The following is a 246-nucleotide window of genomic DNA, read 5'->3' as shown; positions in this document are numbered from 1 at the left end:
AGCAGCCACCCTTGAAAGAGTGCGTAATAGCTCACTGGTCAAGTGGTCCTGCGCCGACAATGTAGCGGGGCTTAAGCACACCGCCGAAGCTGTGTCATTGACACAATAGATCCGCTTGTCTCCTTGAGGGACTTGTGTAGTCGTGTTGATGGGTAGGGGAGCGTCCTGCATCCAGGGAAGCCACGGTGGAAACCAGTGGTGGAGGGTGTGGGAGTGAGAATGCAGGCATGAGTAGCGAATGCAGAG

General features: G+C 55.7%; 1 rRNA gene. It reads left to right on the top strand.

Features of this window, described 5'->3' with window-relative positions:
• A 23S ribosomal RNA gene (locus tag OO60_RS44400) occupies nucleotides 1-246 on the top strand; the annotation flags it as partial.

The sequence above is a fragment of the Amycolatopsis vancoresmycina genome (genome assembly GCF_000716785.1).
GTDB classification, from domain to species: domain Bacteria; phylum Actinomycetota; class Actinomycetes; order Mycobacteriales; family Pseudonocardiaceae; genus Amycolatopsis; species Amycolatopsis vancoresmycina.
Note: the sequence above shows the minus strand (reverse complement) of the source record. Positions and strands in the feature narration are given on the sequence as shown.